The organism is uncultured Ruegeria sp. (assembly GCF_947497005.1).
Classification (GTDB): domain Bacteria; phylum Pseudomonadota; class Alphaproteobacteria; order Rhodobacterales; family Rhodobacteraceae; genus Ruegeria.
In genome coordinates this window covers 296,602-317,802 of the sequence record NZ_CANMFF010000001.1, presented here as the reverse complement: position 1 = coordinate 317,802, position 21,201 = coordinate 296,602, and the positions used below count along the sequence as shown (strand labels likewise).

Here is a 21,201-nt window from a genome sequence, read left to right as displayed (position 1 = left end):
TACTTTGGAAACCGGACCCGCCTTCATCTGGCCAAAAATACCTCCGCCGGAGGCATTGCGCCCGAAACGGGCGCAATTAATCGGGTGGTTACCCCAAGCTCGCACTCGCGGCGCTCTCGGGTAATTCTTCATCAAAGCAACGCTGATAAAACTCGGCCACAGTCTGACGTTCCAGCTCGTCGCATTTGTTCAGGAAGGACAGCCGGAAGGCATAGCCCACGTCGCGGAAGATCTCGGCGTTTTGCGCCCAGTTGATTACGGTGCGCGGGCTCATGACGGTGGACAGATCGCCATTCATGAAGGCGGTCCGGGTCAGGTCGGCCACAGTGACCATCTGGCTGACGGTCTTGCGTCCTTCGGCGGTGTTGTAATGCGGCGCCTTCGACAGCACGATCATCGTCTCGGCATCGTGGCTCAGGTAGTTCAGGGTCGAGACCAGCGACCAGCGGTCCATCTGCGCCTGGTTGATCTGTTGGGTGCCGTGATAAAGGCCGGTCGTGTCACCCAGACCCACAGTGTTTGCGGTGGCAAACAGTCGGAAATTCGGGTTCGGTGTGATGATCTCGTTCTGGTCCAGCAGGGTCAGCTTGCCGTCATGCTCCAGCACGCGCTGGATCACGAACATCACGTCGGCGCGGCCTGCGTCATATTCGTCGAACACGATGGCGACCGGGTTGCGCAGCGCCCAGGGCAGGATGCCTTCGTGGAATTCGGTCACCTGCTTGCCGTCGCGCAGTTTGATTGCATCTTTGCCGATCAGGTCGATCCGGCTGATGTGGCTGTCGAGGTTCACGCGCACGGCCGGCCAGTTCAGACGGGCCGCGACCTGTTCGATATGGGTCGATTTACCTGTGCCGTGATACCCTTGAATCATCACACGACGGTTATGCGAAAAGCCCGCCAGAATCGCCAGCGTGGTTTCCGGATCGAACTTGTAGGTATGATCGATCACCGGCACTCGGTCGCTGCGCTCGGCGAAACCTTTGACCGCCATGTCGCTGTCAATGCCGAACACGTCACGGACCGAGACATCCTCGGTAGGTTTTGCGTTGATATCGATCGATCCGTCAGCCATGCGCCTTGTCCTTATCCTTTGCCCCGCTTTGCCGGGTTTGAACCCGTGTGTGGTGCAACATATTGCGGGCAAGGGCAAGGGAAAGCGAAGCGCGTCGAAAGGTGAGCAGGTTTTTCTTTCAAACTGGCCCTATCGCTGCGTGGTGCAATTCATTTCAGAAAGATTTCCCGCGCTCTGATATGGCGCCTCTCATAAACAAACTTGAGGCCGATTAAGCATAGCCCTGAAGTGCTCGGCAAGAGTCCTGCAGCAACCTGTGCACCTCATTCAAATGCAAATATTAAGATGCTAATATTGAAATGTTTCTTGGGTGAATTAACATGACTTCTAAATGTGGATTTGGTGTTTCTACGAGGTTGTAAGGTCTATGCTGTTCTGTGCGGTCAATAGATGGAGGGAGCTCGAGCGTTGCGGGTTATCTTTGGGTTCAGCCAATCTAGTGGGCGCAACGTATGTCGTTTGACGTCCTGCTTCATACGGTCAACACAAGCGGGCAAGGCGACTTGATCGTACAAAACAGGACCGAACCAGCCATTGTCTCAGGTCAAACAATTTCGATCAACGGTGGTCCGTTCCTACCCTATACATACCTAGGTCAAGGTAACTACAAAGGTACCGGGGAATCTGGTGAATTCATTCAGGTCGGGACTGCCACCTATGCCTGGGACACCAATAACCCCACCGGGCCTATGACAACCGGAAACTGGCAAATCACAACCGGTGATCTTGATCCGAACAACCCGCCCTGTTTTGTAGCAGGAACCCTGATTGAAACCGAAGCCGGTCCCCGTCCGGTTGAAAACTTGGCGATCGGTGACAGAGTTTGCGTGTCAGGTGGGAAGACACTACCGATTTTGTGGATCGGTAAGAAAGTGCTGAGTGCAAGAACGTTGGTTCTGCAACCTAAATTTAGACCCGTTCGCATTCGGCGCGACGCGATTTGCAAGGGTCAACCCAACCAAGATATTTTTGTGTCCCCGCAACATCGGATCATGCTGGAAGGCTGGCGTGCCGAGTTGTTGTTCGGACAGGATCGGGTCTTTGTTGCGGCAATCCATTTGGTGAATGACGGAGCAATTCAGCAGGTGCTCACGGGTGAAGATACCACTTATTATCACATTGCCTGCTCTCGACACGCGATACTGCACTCGCAGGGTCTACGCAGTGAAAGCTTGTTTCTGGGCGACACAGCGCTGAAGTCTTTTCATCGTGAAGACGTTATGGAGCTGCTCGCACTATTCCCGGATTTGGGTGACGACACTGCAGTGTCGCAACAAACTCGCTTAAGTTGCTTGAAGCGCCGGGAAGCAATTGCCTTGCGAAACTCATACCCGGACAAAAATCCGAATAGTTGAAATTCGAACTGACTCTGGTCTGATCCTTTGTCTCAGCAAGTTCCTTCAAGTGTGTTTTCTTGGATCGATTGCCATGGGCTACTTCAGGACGCAGCACCATTTTCATGGCTTTGCGCGTTTCTGCCTTGCATCGACCGTCGCTTGCCTACAGCGAAAACCAAAGCTGGTCTTTGCGAAAGCCGCCTTTCACGAGGCGATCCGCGTTCAACACATCCGGAAACTCGTCTACCCAATCCCGAAACCTGTCATTTGTGACGATGCGCGCCTTGCTGTCCCGCGCTGCCTGCAAAATCAATGGGTCTGCGGGCGTGCCCTTGGGGGCGACCATGACCCGCTTGGCCCGCAAGCCCAGGGCGCGGCTCAGCACCCGGTCGCTCATGAAATGACCTTCGAGTTTATACCCCACATTCGCGTCGAACACGACGCCCGGTTTGAAGCCAGCTTGCTTCAAGGACGCAAGAACGTGCTGCAATGTCCCCAATTCCGGCTTGCCGTCTTTCCAGTGCATGACGTTCGAGCCGTCCACGATGATCCATGTGTTGGCCTTGCGCCACCCGAACCAAGCTCGGATCAGAAGGATCGTGCTGGTCAATACGCACAAAAGGGCCAGAAGGAACAGCCAATCCAGTTCAGTCGGAAAAAGATAAGCAGCGACAAGTCCGCATAGTGAGACAAGCAACAGAAGGAAAGGAATTCGCACAGCGGTCGCTCCGTGGAAAACTCTGATTCAAAACACCACCACTATCGCGGGAATTCAAACAGGTTTCCATAGGGCATCCTCACACCCGGACCAAACTGTGTAAACACGTGACCAAAGACCCGGCTGCCACCGGGCGGCAAGCTTATTTGAAGTTCCGGCTGTCCTTGATCTGGTCCCAGGCCCAGACGACTTCCTGCAGCTGCTCTTCCTGGCTACGGTCGCCACCGTTCATGTCAGGGTGAAGCACTTTGATCAGTTTCTTGTATGCCTTGCGAACCTCGGCCTTGGTCCAGCTGTCATTGGCTTCGAGAATCTCGATCGCACGACGCTCGGTGGGCGGCAGGCGACGTCCGCCACCACCACCGGTACGGCCTTTGTTCTGGGTGCTGTTGGCGCCCAGCACCTGATGCGGGTCCTCGATCCCCAGACGGGCCCAGGCGCGGGCCTCGGGGTCGCCCATCGGCTTGGTCTCGCGCTCCCACACCTTATCCTTCGACCGCTGTGCGTTCAGCTCAGCCTCGGTGGTGCCGTCGAAGAAATTCCATTTCTGGTTATATTCGCGCACATGCTGCTGGCAGAACCAGAAGAAATCATCCAGCACGTCCGGCGCTTTGGGCGCGCGGAACTTGCCGGCCTCCTCACAGCCCTCATGATCGCAGATCCGGACCGAGGTTTCAGACGCGCCCGACATCCCCCGGCGCCCGCGCGGGTTTTTCTTCTTGGAAGTGGAAACGGACATATCGAATCCGAAGGGGTCTGATTTCGCCATGCTCTCATCCTCACGAACGCATCTTTTCGACTCGGAGGCAGCAGTTTAGTCTAAGTAGCCAAAAGTAGAAGAGGGGAGCGGAAAAATTTTTACCGTTGAGCGAAAAAATGAACGTGACCGACGAAATCCGAACCTGCCTGCAAGCCGCCTTTAATCCGCGCGAGCTTGACGTGATCGATGACAGCGAAAGCCACCGCGGCCACGCGGGTTATCAGGAAGGCGGCGAGAGCCACTTCAACGTCCGCATCCGCGCGGCCGCCTTCGAGGGTCAGTCCCGCGTCGCCCGCCATCGCGCCGTGCACAAGGCGCTGGGCGACATCGTGCCCCGCATTCATGCGCTGGCGTTAGATATCGGCACCTGAGCTTTTGTGGCGTCAGTCGGCGCTCATCTGCGCGGACGGTGTCGAGGCCGAGATTGCATATTCTTCTTCTGTCATGCCATCTTCGATTCCCTCGAACAGAGGGGTCGAAAGGTAACGCTCGCCGGTATCCGGCAGCATGACCAGCATAACGGACCCCTCTGGTGCGGTTTCTGCCATCTTCATCGCTACGGCAAATGTTGATCCGCCCGAGATACCGGTGAAGATCCCTTCCTCCGAGGCAAGGCGACGTGACCACTCGATCCCTTCGGGTCCGGGCACAGGGATTAGTTCATCGTAATAGGAATTGTCGATGGCTTCCTGCAGGACCCACGGGATGAAATCCGGCGTCCATCCCTGAATCGGATGTGGTTCGAAATTCGGGTGGCTTTCGGTTGGCTGATGATCGCCGTTGCGGGTGTTGACATAGCCTGATGACACGATGGCGGCGTTGGCCGGTTCAGTCAGGATGATCTTTGTGTCGGGTCGTTCTTTCCGTAAGGCGCGTGACACACCGGAAACGGTGCCGCCGGTGCCGTAGCCTGTCACCCAATAATCCAACCGCTCCCCTTCGAAATCCGCAAGAATTTCCCGCGCGGTCGTGGTCTCATGAATATCGGCATTGGCAGGGGTCTCGAACTGGCTGGCAAGGAACCACCCTTTTTCCTCGGCCAGCTCCTTGGCCTTGGTGTACATGCCAAACCCTTTCTGCGCCTTGGGGGTCAGAACAACCTTAGCGCCCAGAAAACGCATCAGCTTGCGCCGCTCGACCGAAAAGCTCTCGGCCATCGTCACAACCAGCGGATAGCCCTTGGCGGCGCACACCATGGCAAGGCCGATTCCGGTGTTTCCCGAGGTCGCCTCGACAACAGTCTGACCCGGTTGCAAACGTCCGTCACGTTCTGCTGCCTCAATGATATTCAGCGCCAGCCTGTCCTTGACCGAACCCGCCGGGTTGAACGCTTCGAACTTCACATAGACAGTCACATGGTCCGGCGCGATCCGGTTCACGCGGATGCAAGGCGTGTCGCCAACTGTGTCGAGGATGCTGTCATACAGGCGTTCCCGCCCTTGTGTTTGCCGAATAGCCATTTTGATGTCCCTCCCGCTTGTCCGGTTAACATGCCACAGATTTCTTGGAGGCGTTTCCTTATTTTACAGGTCGCGTAACCGGGTTGTTCTAAACCAGCTGGCGCCGCGGGACCAATTCTACTGATCCGCTCTGCGCTTTGACGCGATTTAGACGTTGGGAAAGCGGCTAATGCATCCAGAATCTAGAGTTAAAACAGAACGAATGTATCGTTGTTGTCGAATTTGAAGGTGCGGAGAAGAATTCTTCGGCTCTTTTTAGACGCGTCTGGTCAAATTTACGCTTACTTTACAGGCCTCATAGGTCAATCGCCTTTCCTTACTAAAGTAGACTTCTCGCACCAAAGACATTTTCCCGGGTCTTGAAGCGATTACCTCAAACTCCTCCACTTCAGGTGAGCTAAACTATAACGGTGTAACTATTTCTTTTGGTGGTCGGTTTTGAGTGAAATTGCCGGTGAAAAGTTGATGTTTCGGTTGAAACTAGACAGAGATAAGTTCGTTCTCTCGCCAACTTTCATTTCAAGATCCTTACCGTCTATGTCCTGACAAAGCGGCGTGGTTTGCAGCAGATGATCCACTTCTGCGGGAGCTCTTTCAACAACCCAAACAGGGCAAATGCTGCGTAGTTCGTGCACATCAGAATCCGCGCCTTCCACAAGTCCGCTGTTCCACGAAAAAACGCCGAGCCCTTCGGATTGACCCCTTACTTGAATGAAGCGACCTGTGATTGGAACAACGTCAACAAAACTGAGTGGTCTTCCGCTAACTTCATCCAGTTGTTCTGGACTTTCACAGATTTGCACATGTCCCGGTAGAAGAACTTCTGCTCCGGATACTTGCTTTAGGCTACACTCTCCAAATTGGATGGTTGCCGTTTCGTGAAGGTCTGGGTCGTACTCAACAATTTGAACCGAACAAATGTGGGCAATTGATTGTTCCCGCCGGACAAATGTCAAAATAATGGAAGGGAGAAAGTTCGACGTGTCTACGGAAACATTTGAAGTACCCAGGCCGAAGTGTTTACTTGCTTGGACCTCGACGTTTAGCCCGGATCTGCTCCTAGGAAAGATCGAGATACTCTCATGATCAGTAAGAACGTTGTCGTACTCTACGGGCGCAGACGCTGTCCCCAAAAGCCCGGCGATAAGGCTACCTTTTTCATCGACGTTGGTTTGGCACTCGGGGACAACAAAAGCTGCTGATTCTATGTTGGTTTTTGCAACAACCGGGCACGCTCCGATCAACAACAGCACCGAAAACAGACGTAGTGATTACGGTAGAGAAAGACGCAAGTTTATCAACTTATCAACTTAGCTGCTTTCTGCTTTCGTGTCTTTCTCGGTCATGTCGGAACTTTTCAACGACAAAGGCGGTTCATCCGTCTCTGCAGCAATCGGTTTCGGCGCTTGCACTTTGTCCGGTCCCGGAATCGGATGCGCCAGTGGAGTGTTATCCATCTCGGACACCGTGCCGACATCAGCCGCATCGATTTCATTCTCCACCACGCGTCGGAATACCAGAACATTCCGCCAGTTCGTCGTTGACCCGGTCAGACCCGAGCGCTCTTCGCTGGGCAGCAGCTCTGCACGTTGGTATTCCCAGCCGTCCTGACCCATCTGGTTCAGAACCTGCTCGACCGAGACCGCAAAGCGGCCCTCGGCCGTTTTCACGCCCTTGGCCTTGACGCCTTTTTGCGGGGCGGGGATCACTTTGTATTCATAGCGCTGCATCAACTGTTCCTAAACACCTGTTCGCGCCAACTTAACACGTTGATCCCCGGGTGAAAGAGCCGTTGCCCGACCGGCGGTTTTCAGCCCTGACGAATACCGTCCGCCTGTGCCGCCCTGGTCACAACCGACAGGCACAGCTCGGTCGCCAGCGCCATGTCCTGCACCGAAATCCATTCCATCGGTCCGTGGATGCATTGCATTCCGGTGAAGATATTGGGGCAGGGGGTGCCGAACTCGGTCAGGCGCGACCCGTCTGTGCCGCCGCGGATCGGGGCAGAGAGCGGCTCGACCCCCAGGTCGCGGCAGGCGTCGCGGGCCAGATCGACCGGCGTCATGTCACTCTCCAGCCAATAGCGCATGTTGCGATACTGGTGGCTGATGTCGCAGGTGATGGTCGCGCGTGGTTCTGTCGATTGCACGGCAGCGCAGACCTGACGCACGATGTCACGTTGCGCCTCAAGCCCGGCCATCTCGAAATCACGCAGGATCAGCTTGATCTCCATCTCGGATGATCCGCCGTTCATATCGGTCACATGGATGAACCCGTCGCGCCCGTCGGTGGTTTCAGGCGTCATGGTGGCCTGCGGCAACGTCTGTACGATCTTTGCCGCCAAATGCGCTGCGTTCACCATCTTTTCCTTGGCCAGTCCGGGATGGATTGAAACGCCTTCGATCCGGATCACGGCGCGGTCAGCCGAGAAGCTTTCATACTCGATCTCGCCCACTTCCTGGCCGTCCAGTGTGAATGCGAAATCCGCGCCCAGATCCTTGGGCAATTGTTCGGTAACACCGCGTCCGATCTCTTCATCCGGTGTAAAGGCGATGCGGATCGGGCCATGCGGAACGTCCGGGTTTTCGATCAGATGTCGCGCCATGGTCATCAGGATCGACACGCCTGCCTTGTCATCCGCCCCCAACAGGGTCGTGCCTGAGGCGGTGATCAGATCATTGCCGATCTTCTTAGCCAGATAGGGGTTTTCTTCCGGTGATAAAACCAGTTCGGGATCGTCAGGAAATGAGATATCGCCGCCGTTATATCCCTTGATCACGCGCGGCTTCACACCCGTGGCGTTGAATTGCGGCGCAGTATCCACGTGGGCCAGAAAACCCACGGTCGGTCCCGGTGCAGTTCCGGGAATGGTGGCGACAACGACACTGTCGCCTGTCACCTCAACATCCTGCGCGCCGATCCCCGTCAGTTCGTCGCGCAACAGGTTCAACATGTCGAACTGAATCCGAGTGCTCGGGGTGGTGGGGGAAGTCTCGTCACTCTGGCTGTCAATGGCCGCGTATCGTACCAGCCGGTCTTCGAGTTCCTGATCAAATCTGTTCTGCATGATACCTCACCTCTCTGGATCGGAAGAAAGGGTGCAAACAGGGGGGAAGTCAAGCCGATGGCTTGACCTCAATTCTTAAGAAATCGAGAGGATTCGGGTTGTACAAACCCACCATCTGCTGTTGGCAGACCTGTACAAATCAAAAGATCTACGACCCCAGCTTTTTGCTGACCAGTTCGTTCACGGCCTTCGGATTCGCCTTGCCGCCGGTCGCTTTCATGACCTGACCCACAAACCAGCCCGCCAGTTTCGGGTTCACCTTTGCCTTTTCGACCTGTGCCGGATTGGCTGCGATGATCTCGTCCAGTGCGGTTTCAATGGCGCCGGTATCGGTCACCTGTTTCATGCCACGCTCTTCAACGATCTGCGCCGGGTCACCGCCTTCGGTATAGACGATCTCGAACAGATCCTTGGCGATCTTGCCCGAAATCGCGTCAGACGAAATCAGGTCGATTATACCACCCAGCTGCGCCGGCGAAACCGGCGAGACTGTGATGTCGTGATCTTCTTTCTTCAACCGGCCAAACAGCTCGTTGATTACCCAGTTCGCAGCCAGTTTGCCGCTGCGACCCTTGGCGACCTCTTCGAAATAGGCGGCGCTTTCAACTTCGGCGGTCAGCACTGAAGCATCATAATCGGTCAGTCCGAACTCACTGATAAAGCGGGATTTCTTATCATCCGGCAGTTCCGGAAGCTTGGCGGCGATGTCGTCGACCCATGCCTGCTCGATCTCCAGCGGCAACAGGTCCGGGTCGGGGAAATAGCGGTAATCATGCGCTTCTTCCTTCGACCGCATCGAACGTGTCTCGCCCTTGTCCGGGTCGTACAGGCGGGTTTCCTGATCGACAGTACCTCCACCTTCAACGATGGCGATCTGGCGACGGGCCTCAACCTCGATCGCTTGCTGGATGAAGCGCATCGAGTTCATGTTCTTGATCTCGCACCGCGTGCCCAGATGCGAAAAGTCCTGTGTTTCCTGATACTTCTCATAGGCGCCGGGCAAGCAGATCGAGACGTTCACGTCGGCCCGCAGGTTGCCGTTCTGCATGTTACCATCACAGGTGCCGAGATAGCGCAGAATCTGGCGCAGCTTGACGATATAGGCCGCAGCTTCTTCTGGCCCGCGAATGTCGGGGCGAGAGACGATCTCCATCAGGCAAACACCAGTGCGGTTCAGGTCGACAAAAGACATATGTGGATCCATATCGTGGATCGATTTGCCCGCGTCCTGCTCCATGTGGATGCGTTCGATCCGCACCATGCGCGCGGTGCCGTCACCCAATTCGACCAGCACTTCGCCTTCGCCTACAATGGGCTGATAAAGCTGAGAAATCTGGTAACCCTGCGGCAAGTCAGGATAAAAATAGTTCTTGCGGTCAAAGGCCGATTTCAGGTTGATCTCAGCCTTCAGGCCCAGCCCGGTGCGCACCGCTTGCTCAACGCAATATTCGTTGATCACTGGCAGCATACCCGGCATCGCCGCGTCCACGAAGGCGACGTTCGAATTCGGCTCGGCCCCGAATTGGGTCGACGCGCCCGAAAACAGCTTTGCATTGGATGAGACCTGAGCGTGCACCTCCATCCCGATCACCAGTTCCCAGTCGTGCTTGGCACCGGCAATGGTTTTAGGTTTGGGCATTTCGTATGTCAGATCGAGCATGGCGCGCCTCATTTCCACAGAAGTCTAAGCCTGCGTATTAGGCCCGGCTGGCTCTAGGGGCAAGGGGGAATACTGACGCGATCAGTTCTGAGAAAACTGCAATCCTGAGGGCGTGAAGGTCACATCCGTTCCGCTGCATAGTTCGTCCCGGAAAAGATCCGAGATGGCCCGCAGCGCGTCGCGCTGACCGCGCGCGGCAAACCGCTCGGGTGAGTTGATGCGGACAGAGTTGTTGAACCCGTTGGCCGCATGGGCCCAGATCAGCGGGTGCAATTCGGTCAGATGGTCGCGGATCAGCCAGTTGGCAGTGTCGCGCATCTGAGAGCGGATAAGGTCGGCCTGATCGTTCAGGCCCTGCCCGTTCTGGATGGTGATCGCACAATAGGCGGATAGCATGTTGATCATTTGCTGATCAGGGCGCAGACGGGCAATATCCCGCAAACCTTCAAGGAAATACTCAACATCGACGCGTGCGCAGGCCTCTTCGTCCAGCGCGATGGCGTCAAACTGCACCCAGGCATAGCCACCAGCGCCCCAGATATCCTGTGTCCGGACGGCGATGCGCAAGGCCTGCAATTCAAGCTCTTCGTAGCTGCCGAACCAGCGAGGCAATAGGTGGCTGCCCATCGCGCGCATATGGCGCTGATTGCGTGGATCCAGTGTGATCAGGCGCTCATATTCATCAGAAACCCGCGCGTTGGATTTGCGTTGACCCGCCAAAAGCGCGCAACCAGCCGCGGCAATCAACGGGCTTTCCGATGCGTCTTTTCTGCATTCGGGCAGGATCGCAGCGGCCCGGTCGAAATGAGCGGCACAACGTGACCGGTGCAAGGGCGGCAGCGTTGCGTCCGAGGCCGTTCCGCGCCAGGCCCATGCCAGATCGATATGGGCCAGGGCCACGACAGCAGCAATCATTGGTTCATCGGGGTTATCCGACATCTCGCCTTCAAGTTCGGAAATGCCACCCAACAGGTCATAATCCGAAATGGCCTTACCATCGGACAACGCATGTTCAGCGGCCAAAACCACGTCCGATCTGGCACCGAACGCCAATAGATCGGCAACCGGCATACCATCTGAAACGGCGGCGCGTTCCTGATCGGCAGCGCGCATTTCTTCGGACAGTTCCGTCCAGCGATCCTGCCTGGCCAGATAACGCCCGTGTTCGATTGTGGAATGTCCAATCAGATCGCTGTCGTCCGACTTGGCAACAGGGATGTTGAGCTGACCCTGCTCTGGCAAGGCGGCAGCCAGTGCGGATTTTGTCGCGCACAGATCTGCTGAGGCGTTTGCAGGAGTAGTTGTGGATTGGGCAAACAGCGCCCTTAGCGACCGAAACATGGTGGAACTCAAAACTGTAAAAACATATAACTGATACCGAAGTCTGGCGGGATATCAGGTTCAAATCAAGTAAGTTGCTTAATAATTTCTGCTTTTTGTGTCCAATTCGCCCTGCTGGGGCCCAGTGTTTCAGAAAATAGTGAAATGATGGCGTTCCACGCGAAATCCGGTTTGCGCCAGAAGGGTTTCCAGGTCCCGATGCGGGGGCAGGGACTCATCGGGCAGGCGGATTCGTTTGCTGGAATGCAGAACAACGGACACACGAACGGAAAAATCCCAGCGGGTGTCAAAACGGAAATAGTCGATGTCGCGCAGCGCGACCTCTCCCTGACGATTACCGGTGAACCAGCTTATGGCAACCTGATCCACCTGTACACCTGCGCTGGTGTTCTGAATCACATCCCATAGCGCGGGGAGTGTGGCCAGAGACAGCAGCCCCGCGATCCACCAGGCAGCGTCAAACAGGACTACAAGCGCCAGCAACGCTGCGTAAACACTGGCCAGAATGACCAGCGTCCGCGAATTCCGGTTGCTGCGAGAAAAGCTGTATGGGGTCATGCGCCGAAGATGCGGGACACCATTTCGGTTGTGTCGCGCGACAGGTTTGGTGTTTCCAAGATGCGGGTCAGTTGCGTGCGCATCAGGGTCTGACGGTCTGCATCATACCGTTTCCAGGTTTGGTAAGCGGAACACATTCGGGCAGTGGTTTGCGGGTTCACCGGGTCCAAACGGATCAGCCAATCGGCCAGCAGAGCATATCCGGCCCCATCTGGCTGGTGGAACCCGGCGTGGTTCATTGCCAACGCGCCCATGACAGCGCGGAACCTGTTCGGATTTTTCCAGTTGAAATCTGAATGCTCGGTCAGCGCCTTTGCTGTTTCGGATGTTGCTTCGGGTGCTGCCATCGCGACCTGCAAGCCAAACCATTTGTCCATAACCAGCCGATCGCGCTGCCATTGGTCGTAGAAGGCAGCCAGCTGCGCTTCACCTTTGCGGGCGCGAAGCAGGCAGGACAGTGCGGTCAGTTGCAAGGTCATATTGTCTGCGTTGGCGTACACATCTTCTGCCATCGCTCCGCCATCCAGACGAGAGGTCAGCGCCAATGCCGCGCTGCCAAGGGCACGTTTGCCGGATTGCAAGGCGTCTGGGCTGTAGGGGCTGTCCACCAAAGCTTCGCTGTGCAGACGAGGCAAGAGGTCTTGCACATATTGCGCAGTGGCTTGTCGCAGCGTTTCCACTGCCGACCAGATTGCCATTGGGTCGGGGGTTTGTCCGCGCTCATGCAGGGCCGCTGCCAGTTCGGATTGTGTCGGCAGTCCCAGCATCAACGCACGATAGGCCGGGTCCAGATCGCCATCGCGCAGTACGGCCAGAAGTCCTTTAAGGTAATCGGAGTCCGGTGTCGTATCCTCCAGGATCATCCGCATCAAGGTATCTTCGGCCAGCGACCGTCCTGCCTGCCATCTGTTGAACGGGTCTGTGTCATGTGCCAGCAGAAATGCGCGTTCCGTGTTACTGGTCTCATGTACCAAAATAACAGGCGCCGAAAAATCGCGAAGGATCGAGGGCGCAGGTCTCGAGGCCAGCCCAGTGAACTGAAAGCTCTGCTCAGCTTCGGTCAGTTCCAAAACTTCGGTTGGACGGACCTCATCACCGTTGGGCCCCAACAGGCCCACGGCAACCGGGATCACCTGAGGCTGCTTTTCGTTCTGCTCCGGCGTTGGCTCGGTGCGCTGTTTCAACGTCAGAGTATAGGTGTCGTCGGTCCAGTCTTCAGAAACCGTGACGCGGGGTGTTCCCGATTGACTGTACCAGCGTTTGAATTGAGTCAGATCGCGACCCGTGGTGTCTTCGAACACTTTCAGCCAATCCTCGATGGTGCAGGCCTGGCCGTCATGGCGGTCAAAATAGAGATCAAGCGCCTCAGCGTAGGCCTCATCTCCGACCAGTCGTTTCAGCATGCCGATCACCTCAGCGCCTTTTTCGTAGACGGTCGAAGTGTAGAAATTGTTAATTTCCTGAAAGCTCTCAGGGCGAACGGGGTGCGACAGAGGCCCGTTGTCTTCGGGGAATTGTCGTGCGCGCAGATCAATGGCGTCGTGGATGCGTTTCACCGGGGCCGAGCGCATGTCGGATGTGAACTGAGCATCGCGGAACACCGTCAGCCCTTCTTTCAGACACAGTTGGAACCAGTCGCGGCAGGTGATACGGTTGCCGGTCCAATTGTGGAAATACTCATGCGCGATGATCGCTTCGATGCGTTCGAAATTGGCGTCGGTCGAGGTTTCGGGGCTGGCCAGAACAGCTGACGAGTTGAAGATGTTCAGCCCCTTGTTTTCCATCGCGCCCATGTTGAAATCATCGACGGCCACGATATTGAATACGTCCAGATCGTATTCCCGGCCATAGACGTCTTCGTCCCATTCCATCGATTTCTTAAGCGCCTCCATGCCAAAGGCGCATTTTCCTTCGTCACCGGGGCGGACCCAAAGATTCAGCTCAACATCGCGCCCGGATTTGGTTGTGAATTGGCCGGGATGAGCAATCAGGTCACCGGCAACCAAAGCAAACAGGTAGGCGGGTTTTGGCCATGGATCGGTCCATTCGGCCCAGCCGTCGCCCTTGCCGGACGGATTGCCGTTGGACAGCAGCACCGGCAGATCACCCGTGATGCGCACGGTGAAGGTGGACATTACGTCCGGGCGGTCAGGGTAAAAGGTGATCTTGCGGAATCCTTCCGCCTCGCACTGGGTGCAGTACATGCCGTTCGACATGTACAGACCTTCCAAAGCGGTGTTGTTGCCCGGATCGATCTCAACCTCAGCCTCCCAGATGAACGGCGCATCGGGGGCATCGGCGGTCAGGCCCTTTTCGGTGACCTCAGGCGTGATCTTTTCCCCGTCGATAGAGGCGCGGATCAGGGTCAGGTCTTCCCCGTGCAGAAAGAAGGTGCGATCCGAGGCGTCAGGGTTGGGCCGGAACGCAATGCGCGAGGTAACACGTGTGGCGTGTGCTGCCAGATCAAACGTCAGGTGCACGCTGTCCACCAGATAGCCAAACGGCGTGTAATCTTTCAGGTAGATTGTGGTGGGAGCAGCGTCGCGCATCCTGGGCCTCGCATCGGTTCGGGTTTGGCGAGACGTTAGGGGCTTCGCTCAGAGGCTGCAACCGGCCCTAGCCATTGTCTTGTGGTTTTTGAAACAGCTTCTGGCCGAAGCGAATATCGCAAATGCCGGGCTGAAAGTTGCCTATCGGAAACTTTCAGCCTAAGTCACCTGAGCATACAGTGGCACACAATCGCGGGAGAGCAGGAATATGACGGACAGACACACCCTGAACGGGCTGCGGATCGATCCGGTGCTGGCAGAGTTCATCGAGACGCAGGCGCTGCCGGGCTCAGGCGTATCTTCGCAGGTCTTCTGGGCTGGTCTGGCGCGGATGGTGAACGAGTTGGGGCCGAAGAACCGCGATCTGTTGGCAAAACGCTCTGACATCCAAAGCCGGATTGACGGGTGGCATATGTCCCGCAAGGGCCAGAACACGGATGTTGCAGACTATGAGGCTTTCCTGAAAGAGATCGGGTATCTGGTTGAAGAAGGCGACGAGTTCCAGATTGAAACGGCCAATGTCGACCCCGAGATCGCCCTGACGCCGGGTCCGCAACTGGTGGTTCCGATCACCAACGCGCGCTTTGCCCTGAACGCGGCCAACGCGCGCTGGGGCAGCCTGTATGATTCGCTTTATGGTACAGATGCAATGGGTGACCTGCCTGCGGGCGGTGGCTATGAGCCCGCGCGCGGGGCGCGTGTGATCGCTTGGGCCAAGGATTTCTTGGATGTCGCTGTGCCGCTGGCGTCGGGATCATGGGCGGATGTCTCTGAACTCAGCGTCAAGGATGGCGCATTGATCCCGGCGCTGGGCGATCCTGCGAAATTTGCCGGCTTTGGCGGTGCTGCGGACAAACCGGAATATGTGCTGTTGAAAAACAACGGTCTTCACATCCAGATCATGATCGATCCATCCAGCAACATTGGTGCAACCGATCCCGCAGGCATCGCAGATGTCCGTTTGGAATCCGCGTTGTCCACGATTATGGATTGCGAGGACTCGGTGGCCTGTGTCGACGCGGCTGACAAGGTTGTGGCTTATGGCAACTGGCTGGGCCTGATGAGAGGCGACCTGACTGAAGAGGTCACCAAGGGCGGCACCGCCTTCACCCGAAAACTGGCTGATGACCTGACTTTCACCACGCCCGAGGGCGATGTCGCCTCGTTAAAAGGCCGGTCCTTGATGCTGGTGCGGAACGTTGGCCACCTGATGACCAACCCCGCCGTGCTGGACGCCGAAGGGCGCGAGATTGGCGAAGGATTGATGGATGCGCTTTGCACCACGCTGATCGCGATGCACGACCTGAAGCGCGAGGGCGGTAACTCGGTCGAAGGCTCTGTCTATGTCGTGAAGCCCAAGATGCACGGGCCCGAGGAAGTTGCTTTCTCGGTCGAGATTTTCGACATGGTAGAAGACATTCTGGGCCTGCCACGTAACACCGTGAAGCTGGGCATCATGGATGAGGAACGCCGCACCTCGGCCAACCTAAAGGAGTGCATTCGTGCTGCGAAATCACGGGTGGCCTTTATCAATACCGGTTTCCTGGACCGGACCGGCGATGAAATTCACACATCGATGGAGGCCGGTCCGATGCTGCCCAAAGGCGACATCAAGAATACGCCTTGGATCACGTCTTACGAAGATCGCAACGTCGATATCGGTTTGGTTTGTGGCCTGAAGGGCAAGGCGCAGATCGGCAAGGGTATGTGGGCGATGCCGGATCGTATGGGCGATATGCTGGAGGCCAAGATTGGTCACCCGATGTCTGGCGCGACCTGCGCCTGGGTGCCGTCACCCACGGCTGCGACTCTGCATGCGACGCATTACCACCAGGTCGACGTGCTGGCCCGTCAGAGTGAGATCGCGGCAAGTGGTGCCCGTGGTGCATTGGAAGACCTGCTGACTGTCCCGCTGCTGGGTGGTCGCAACCTGAGCGACGAGGAAATCGCGCGTGAGGTCGAAAACAACGCGCAGGGTATTCTGGGGTACGTGGTGCGCTGGGTCGATCAGGGTGTGGGCTGTTCCAAAGTGCCGGACATCAACGATATCGGCCTGATGGAAGATCGCGCGACGTGCCGGATTTCGTCACAGGCGCTGGCCAACTGGCTGCATCACGGTATCGTGGACGAGGCGCAGGTGATGGTCGCACTGCAAAAGATGGCCGCCGTTGTGGACCGCCAGAACGAAAACGACCCGAGTTACATTCCGATGGCCCCGGGTTTCGACGGCATCGCCTTTCAGGCTGCGTGCGATCTGGTGTTCAAGGGCCGGGTTCAGCCCTCGGGCTATACCGAACCGGTCCTGCATGCGCGTCGTCTGGAGCTGAAAACCAGTCTAGGATAACTGCTTACGACGCCCGCAGGCCAATGGCCCGCGGGCTTTTTGAACTCCAATCCGACTAGAGGATCTTCATATGTCAATTTCCCTACGCAAAGCCCGCACCGTCATCCGCAAGACCCTGGAAAAAGGCCACGAGATGGAGTTGAAGCCACTTTCGGTTGTGGTCTTGGACGCCGGCGGACATGTGATTGCGTTTGAACGCGAGGATGGTGCTGCACCGGGTCGTTTCGGTATTGCGCAGGGCAAGGCCTATGGCTCGGTCATGCTGGGCATGGCGGGCACCGCGCAGATGAAGCGCGCCGAAGCACAGGCCTATTTCATGGCCTCTGTGAATGGCGTCTATGGCGGTCAGGTGGTGCCGGTTCCGGGTGGTGTTCTGCTGCGCGATCGCAAGGGGGCCGTGATCGGTGCCGTTGGGGTTACGGGCGACACATCTGACAATGACGCGGTGGCGGCATTGGCGGGAATTGAGGCAGCGGGCCTTATCGGTGAGATTTAGTGCGAGCGGAAAATAAGTTCCCATTTTGGCATGAATAGGAAAATGTCCCTGTCTTTACCAAAATGTCAGGAAACTTTTCCAAAAATACAGGGTATTTTGGAACACATCGTGCGCACCTGAACACGTCCCTGCGCTTTCACGCAGGGCGTGTTTTCTTGCACGTTAATAATGCTGCCGCTAGCTTCCTTGTCAGTCAAAACAACAACAAGGAATGCGGAATGTCTCGGCCAGTCGTCGGCATCATCGGCAACTCGTATCTCATGAACGATCAATACCCCACGCACGCAGGTGGGACGATGAACTCGGACGCCGTGGCCAATGTGTCAGGATGTCTGCCCCTGCTTATACCCGCCGATCCGCGCTATGTTTCGGTCGATGAGTTGCTGGACGTCTGCGATGGTTTCCTGCTGACCGGTGGTCGCCCCAATGTGCATCCGGAAGAATACGGCGAAACCGAGACCGACGCACATGGCGAATTCGACCGCGCGCGGGATGCCATCACCTTACCACTTGTGCGCGCTTGCGTTGACAGGGGGCAGCCCTTTCTGGGTATCTGTCGGGGGTTTCAGGAGGTTAACGTGGCCATGGGCGGCACGCTCTACCCTGAGATTCGCGATTTGCCAGGTCGGTTGAACCACCGGATGCCGCCGGATGGAACACTGGAAGAAAAATTTGCTTTGCGTCATGTGGTGACACTGGAAGACGGTGGCGTGTTCCAGCAGCTGTTCGGCGCAACCGAGGTAATGACCAATACGCTGCACGGCCAAGGCATCAAATCGATTGGTCAGCGCGTTGTCATTGACGGCCACGCACCGGATGGGACGCCCGAAGCAATCTTTATCAAAGATGCGCCCGGCTTTACCCTGTCAGTTCAATGGCACCCGGAATGGGACGCGATCAATGATCCGGTTTCACGCCCGTTGTTCGAGGCGTTCGGCGAAGCGGTGCGTGGATGGGCGGCTGGAACCGTTTATCAAACCATTCAAAAAACAGCCTGAAATATGAACCGGCCCGATGAGGAGGAAGATCAGGCCGGTGCTATGCGATCAGATCAGAAGGTCGAACTGATTGATCAGCGGTAGGGAGCGTGCGCGCTTTCCGGTCAGGTCGAACAGCGCGTTGCCGAGTGCAGGCATCGACGGAGGCGTGCCGGGCTCACCCGCGCCGCCCATATGGCGGTTGGTTTCCAGAACGCGTACCTCGACTTGGGGTGCGGTGTGCATCCGAACCGAGTCATAATCGGGGAAGTTGAATTGCTCGACTTCGCCCTCGGCAAAGGTGATCTCGCCGAAACACGCTGCGGACAGGCCGTACATCATGCCACCGAACATCTGCGCCTTGACGTTGTCCGGATCCAGCGCCAGCCCCATGTCGCAGGCAATCCAGGCTTTGTTGATGCGGATGCTGCCATCCTCATCCACCACTTCGATGACCTGAGCCACAGGGGTGCCGAAGCTATAGGTGAAGGCCACGCCGCGCCCCACGCCGTCAGGTGTCTGACCGGTCCAGCCTGACATCTCCTTCACGGCTTCCAGACATCCCGCCGAGGGGGCGTGTTCGCCCTTCATCAGCTCCAGCCGGAATTCCAGGGGATCGCGGCCTGCGGCATGCGCCAACTCATCCATGAAAGTTTCATGGAAGAACCCGTTATGACTGTTACCGACCGAGCGCCAAAACCCGACAGGAATATCCAGATCGGCGATGTGGCCGCTGATGCGATAATTTGGAACCGCATAGGGTTGATTGAAGATGCCTTCCACCAGCACTTTGTCAGGTCCACCGCCGGCAAATCCGGTTATACGCGAAACAGCCTGATGGGTGCAGGATTGCGAGGCGACCTGCCCGTCGATCAGAACTGCCTGACCATCTTTGATCGCACCGCGCATCCGGGCGATCGCGCCGGGCCGGTAGAAATCGTGGCGCATGTCCTCTTCGCGGCTCCATGTGGTCAGGACCGGCGTGTTCGGCATGGCCATCGCGATTTTTGTGGCGATGACACCAAAGTCGAACTCACCGCGGCGGCCAAAGCCACCGCCAAGATAGGTGGTGTGAACCTCGACGGCATCAGAATCCAAATTTGCGGCGCTGGCAATCTTGGTCTGCATGAATGTCGGGGCCTGATTGCCGCCCCAGAATTCCAGCTTGTTGCCGGAATACAGCGCCGCTGCGGTCATCGGCTCCATCGTGGCATGGGCCAGATAAGGTACAGTATATTCCGCCGAAATCTCGCTCGCCCCCTCGGGTAATGTGCTGACATTGCCGTCATCACGCATGGTCGAGTTTGGTTTGTCCTCGAACGCCTCGGCGATTTTGGCAAAGATCGCGTCGGTTTCGGGAGGGTAGGGCGCATCGCCCCAATCCACGTTGATGGCCTCAACCGCCTGATTGGCCAGCCATGTATTGGTGGCAATAACCGCCACACCATTGCCCAGATCGACGATTTTCTCGACCCCGGGCATGGATTTCACGTGGCTGTCGTCAAAGCCGTTCATCGCACCGCCCAATTTCGGGTTCATCCGGGCGCTCGCGAATTTCATCCCAGGCAGGCGCACGTCTATTGCGAATTCCGCCGTTCCGGTGACCTTGCCAACCATGTCCAGGCGCGGCTGAGTTTGGCCCAGATAGCGCCATTCGGAGGGGTCGCGCAGGGGGGCTTCGATTGGCTCCAGTTTGGCCACATCTTCAGCCAGATCGGTATAGGCGATCTTGTCGCCATTCGGCGCGATCACATGACCCGAGGTTGTCTGCAACTGATCGCGATCCACCCCCAATCGGTCTGCGGCGGCCTGCTTCAGCGTCTCACGGGCCGAGGCACCTGCCTCGCGCATTCGTTCAAACCCGTCCTTCATTGAGGTCGAGCCGCCAGTGACCTGCAGGCTGACGACCTTGCCGATCACGCCCAGAGCCTGTCCCAGATTGTGTTGGAAATTCGAAATGTCATAGCCTTTGTTCGGCAGGCCTTCCCCCATCATGGCGGTGTTGTAATAGGCTTGCGCCGCCGGGCCGTGCAAAACGGTGATTTGATCCAGATCTACATCCAGTTCTTCGGCGATCAGCGCGGCCCATGTGGTTTTCACGCCCTGACCCATCTCGGCGCGGGGTGCGAACAGGGTGACGCCGTTTTGGTCGATCAGTACGAACGGGTTCAGCGCTGCCTCGCCCTCGCCAGGTTTCAGGGGGTTGGCTGCGGGGCGGGTGACGTAATAGCCGCCAAAGGCCACGCCACCGACAATAGCGGCAGAGCCGATCAGGAATGTACGGCGGAGGATTTTACCAACGGATGCCATCGATTACGCCTCCTTCAGCTTGGATGCCGCGTCGTGGATTGCAGCGCGGATGCGGGGGTAGGTGCCACAGCGGCAGAGGTTGCCCTGCATCGCTTCATCAATATCTGCGTCCGTAGGAGCCGGGTTTTCTGCCAGCAGAGCAGCGGCCTGCATGATCTGGCCGGACTGGCAATATCCGCATTGCGCCACCTGATGATCGACCCAGGCCTGTTGGATGGTTGCCAATGCGTCTGGTGTGCCAATGCCTTCGATTGTGGTCACGTCACCCCAGACATCCGACAGCGATACCTGGCACGAACGCACGGCCTCGCCGTCGATATGGACGGTGCAAGCGCCACAAGCTGCCACGCCGCAGCCGAATTTGGTGCCTGTCAGGCCAACCTCATCTCGCAGAACCCAGAGAAGGGGGACGTCTTCAGGCAGATCCACCTGATGTTGCTTTCCATTGATCTTCAGGGCCGTCGCCATGGCGCACCTCTCGTTGCTGTGGCTATGTCCTGACATAATGGGTTTAAAGTGTCAGGGTGTCAATTGACAAAATGTACAAAA

General features: G+C 57.0%; 18 protein-coding genes. 5 read left to right on the top strand and 13 right to left on the bottom strand.

Annotated features, from left to right (window positions below):
- Positions 1–88 precede the first annotated feature (88 nt).
- Positions 89–1,075, bottom strand: coding sequence for a cobaltochelatase subunit CobS (gene cobS, locus Q0816_RS01585; protein WP_298846813.1), 987 nt, complete (start codon positions 1,073–1,075; stop codon positions 89–91).
- A 452-nt stretch (positions 1,076–1,527) separates the two neighbouring features.
- Between cobS and Q0816_RS01580 the strand changes: the two genes are divergently transcribed.
- Entirely contained in the window at positions 1,528–2,430 is a 903-nt protein-coding gene (locus Q0816_RS01580) for a Hint domain-containing protein (RefSeq protein ID WP_298846809.1), read from the top strand.
- Positions 2,431–2,575: 145 nt separating this feature from the next.
- Here Q0816_RS01580 and Q0816_RS01575 read toward each other — a convergent pair whose 3' ends face one another.
- Positions 2,576–3,130 carry a hypothetical protein gene (locus Q0816_RS01575; protein WP_298846806.1) on the bottom strand — a complete coding sequence of 185 codons (555 nt, stop codon included), beginning with the start codon at positions 3,128–3,130 and terminating at the stop codon, positions 2,576–2,578.
- A 142-nt stretch (positions 3,131–3,272) separates the two neighbouring features.
- Positions 3,273–3,899 (bottom strand): J domain-containing protein, encoded by a 627-nt coding sequence (locus Q0816_RS01570; protein ID WP_298846804.1) that lies wholly within the window; start codon positions 3,897–3,899, stop codon positions 3,273–3,275.
- A gap of 107 nt (positions 3,900–4,006) precedes the next feature.
- Here Q0816_RS01570 and Q0816_RS01565 point away from each other — a divergent pair, with 107 nt between their 5' ends.
- Positions 4,007–4,261 carry a BolA family transcriptional regulator gene (locus Q0816_RS01565; RefSeq protein WP_298846802.1) on the top strand — a complete coding sequence of 85 codons (255 nt, stop codon included), beginning with the start codon at positions 4,007–4,009 and terminating at the stop codon, positions 4,259–4,261.
- A gap of 12 nt (positions 4,262–4,273) precedes the next feature.
- On the opposite strand, the gene Q0816_RS01560 is transcribed toward Q0816_RS01565, so the two are convergent.
- The 8 genes from Q0816_RS01560 to pepN all read right to left on the bottom strand — a co-directional run bounded on the left by Q0816_RS01560 (position 4,274) and on the right by pepN (position 14,525).
- Positions 4,274–5,350 carry a PLP-dependent cysteine synthase family protein gene (locus Q0816_RS01560; RefSeq protein WP_298846800.1) on the bottom strand — a complete coding sequence of 359 codons (1,077 nt, stop codon included), beginning with the start codon at positions 5,348–5,350 and terminating at the stop codon, positions 4,274–4,276.
- Between the two features lie 416 nt (positions 5,351–5,766).
- Positions 5,767–6,603 (bottom strand): hypothetical protein, encoded by an 837-nt coding sequence (locus Q0816_RS01555; protein ID WP_298846798.1) that lies wholly within the window; start codon positions 6,601–6,603, stop codon positions 5,767–5,769.
- A 57-nt stretch (positions 6,604–6,660) separates the two neighbouring features.
- Positions 6,661–7,080, bottom strand: coding sequence for a DUF4177 domain-containing protein (locus Q0816_RS01550; protein ID WP_298846796.1), 420 nt, complete (start codon positions 7,078–7,080; stop codon positions 6,661–6,663).
- Between the two features lie 80 nt (positions 7,081–7,160).
- Entirely contained in the window at positions 7,161–8,417 is a 1,257-nt protein-coding gene (gene pepT, locus Q0816_RS01545; protein WP_298846793.1) for a peptidase T, read from the bottom strand.
- 148 nt (positions 8,418–8,565) lie between these two features.
- Positions 8,566–10,077 carry an Asp-tRNA(Asn)/Glu-tRNA(Gln) amidotransferase subunit GatB gene (gatB, locus tag Q0816_RS01540; protein WP_298846791.1) on the bottom strand — a complete coding sequence of 504 codons (1,512 nt, stop codon included), beginning with the start codon at positions 10,075–10,077 and terminating at the stop codon, positions 8,566–8,568.
- A gap of 81 nt (positions 10,078–10,158) precedes the next feature.
- A complete protein-coding gene (locus tag Q0816_RS01535; RefSeq protein WP_298846788.1) occupies positions 10,159–11,418 on the bottom strand; it encodes a hypothetical protein in 1,260 nt (419 codons plus the stop codon).
- A 129-nt stretch (positions 11,419–11,547) separates the two neighbouring features.
- A complete protein-coding gene (locus Q0816_RS01530) occupies positions 11,548–11,976 on the bottom strand; it encodes a hypothetical protein (protein ID WP_298846783.1) in 429 nt (142 codons plus the stop codon).
- A complete protein-coding gene (gene pepN, locus Q0816_RS01525) occupies positions 11,973–14,525 on the bottom strand; it encodes an aminopeptidase N (RefSeq protein WP_298846779.1) in 2,553 nt (850 codons plus the stop codon). The genes Q0816_RS01530 and pepN overlap by 4 nt, the downstream gene beginning before the upstream one ends.
- 208 nt (positions 14,526–14,733) lie before the next feature.
- Between pepN and Q0816_RS01520 the strand changes: the two genes are divergently transcribed.
- The 3 genes from Q0816_RS01520 (at position 14,734) to Q0816_RS01510 (ending at position 18,363) form a co-directional block, all read left to right on the top strand.
- Positions 14,734–16,869: a malate synthase G gene (locus Q0816_RS01520; protein ID WP_298846775.1), complete on the top strand. Its 2,136-nt coding sequence runs from the start codon at positions 14,734–14,736 to the stop codon at positions 16,867–16,869.
- A gap of 70 nt (positions 16,870–16,939) precedes the next feature.
- Complete coding sequence (locus tag Q0816_RS01515; RefSeq protein WP_298846771.1) at positions 16,940–17,365, top strand: heme-binding protein; 426 nt, start codon at positions 16,940–16,942, stop codon at positions 17,363–17,365.
- Between the two features lie 218 nt (positions 17,366–17,583).
- On the top strand, positions 17,584–18,363 hold the full coding sequence (locus Q0816_RS01510) for a gamma-glutamyl-gamma-aminobutyrate hydrolase family protein (RefSeq protein WP_298846768.1): 780 nt from the start codon (positions 17,584–17,586) through the stop codon (positions 18,361–18,363).
- Between the two features lie 48 nt (positions 18,364–18,411).
- Here the strand turns inward: Q0816_RS01510 and Q0816_RS01505 are convergent, their stop codons facing one another.
- Both Q0816_RS01505 and Q0816_RS01500 read right to left on the bottom strand, forming a co-directional pair.
- Positions 18,412–20,652: a molybdopterin cofactor-binding domain-containing protein gene (locus Q0816_RS01505; protein WP_298846765.1), complete on the bottom strand. Its 2,241-nt coding sequence runs from the start codon at positions 20,650–20,652 to the stop codon at positions 18,412–18,414.
- Between the two features lie 3 nt (positions 20,653–20,655).
- Positions 20,656–21,120 carry a (2Fe-2S)-binding protein gene (locus Q0816_RS01500; protein ID WP_298846762.1) on the bottom strand — a complete coding sequence of 155 codons (465 nt, stop codon included), beginning with the start codon at positions 21,118–21,120 and terminating at the stop codon, positions 20,656–20,658.
- Positions 21,121–21,201: the final 81 nt, after the last annotated feature.

Excerpts from the sequence above, each read along its gene's own strand:
- cobS (WP_298846813.1), bottom strand. The coding sequence starts at position 1,075 with ATGGCTGACGGATCGATCGATATCAACGCAAAACCTACCGAGGATGTC.
- pepT (WP_298846793.1), bottom strand. The coding sequence starts at position 8,417 with ATGCAGAACAGATTTGATCAGGAACTCGAAGACCGGCTGGTACGATAC.
- Q0816_RS01550 (WP_298846796.1), bottom strand. The coding sequence starts at position 7,080 with ATGCAGCGCTATGAATACAAAGTGATCCCCGCCCCGCAAAAAGGCGTC.
- Q0816_RS01570 (WP_298846804.1), bottom strand. The coding sequence starts at position 3,899 with ATGGCGAAATCAGACCCCTTCGGATTCGATATGTCCGTTTCCACTTCC.
- Q0816_RS01580 (WP_298846809.1), top strand. The coding sequence starts at position 1,528 with ATGTCGTTTGACGTCCTGCTTCATACGGTCAACACAAGCGGGCAAGGC.
- Q0816_RS01505 (WP_298846765.1), bottom strand. The coding sequence starts at position 20,652 with ATGGCATCCGTTGGTAAAATCCTCCGCCGTACATTCCTGATCGGCTCT.
- Q0816_RS01515 (WP_298846771.1), top strand. The coding sequence starts at position 16,940 with ATGTCAATTTCCCTACGCAAAGCCCGCACCGTCATCCGCAAGACCCTG.
- Q0816_RS01530 (WP_298846783.1), bottom strand. The coding sequence starts at position 11,976 with ATGACCCCATACAGCTTTTCTCGCAGCAACCGGAATTCGCGGACGCTG.
- Q0816_RS01535 (WP_298846788.1), bottom strand. The coding sequence starts at position 11,418 with ATGTTTCGGTCGCTAAGGGCGCTGTTTGCCCAATCCACAACTACTCCT.
- Q0816_RS01500 (WP_298846762.1), bottom strand. The coding sequence starts at position 21,120 with ATGGCGACGGCCCTGAAGATCAATGGAAAGCAACATCAGGTGGATCTG.
- gatB (WP_298846791.1), bottom strand. The coding sequence starts at position 10,077 with ATGCTCGATCTGACATACGAAATGCCCAAACCTAAAACCATTGCCGGT.
- Q0816_RS01520 (WP_298846775.1), top strand. The coding sequence starts at position 14,734 with ATGACGGACAGACACACCCTGAACGGGCTGCGGATCGATCCGGTGCTG.
- Q0816_RS01565 (WP_298846802.1), top strand. The coding sequence starts at position 4,007 with ATGAACGTGACCGACGAAATCCGAACCTGCCTGCAAGCCGCCTTTAAT.
- pepN (WP_298846779.1), bottom strand. The coding sequence starts at position 14,525 with ATGCGCGACGCTGCTCCCACCACAATCTACCTGAAAGATTACACGCCG.
- Q0816_RS01510 (WP_298846768.1), top strand. The coding sequence starts at position 17,584 with ATGTCTCGGCCAGTCGTCGGCATCATCGGCAACTCGTATCTCATGAAC.
- Q0816_RS01560 (WP_298846800.1), bottom strand. The coding sequence starts at position 5,350 with ATGGCTATTCGGCAAACACAAGGGCGGGAACGCCTGTATGACAGCATC.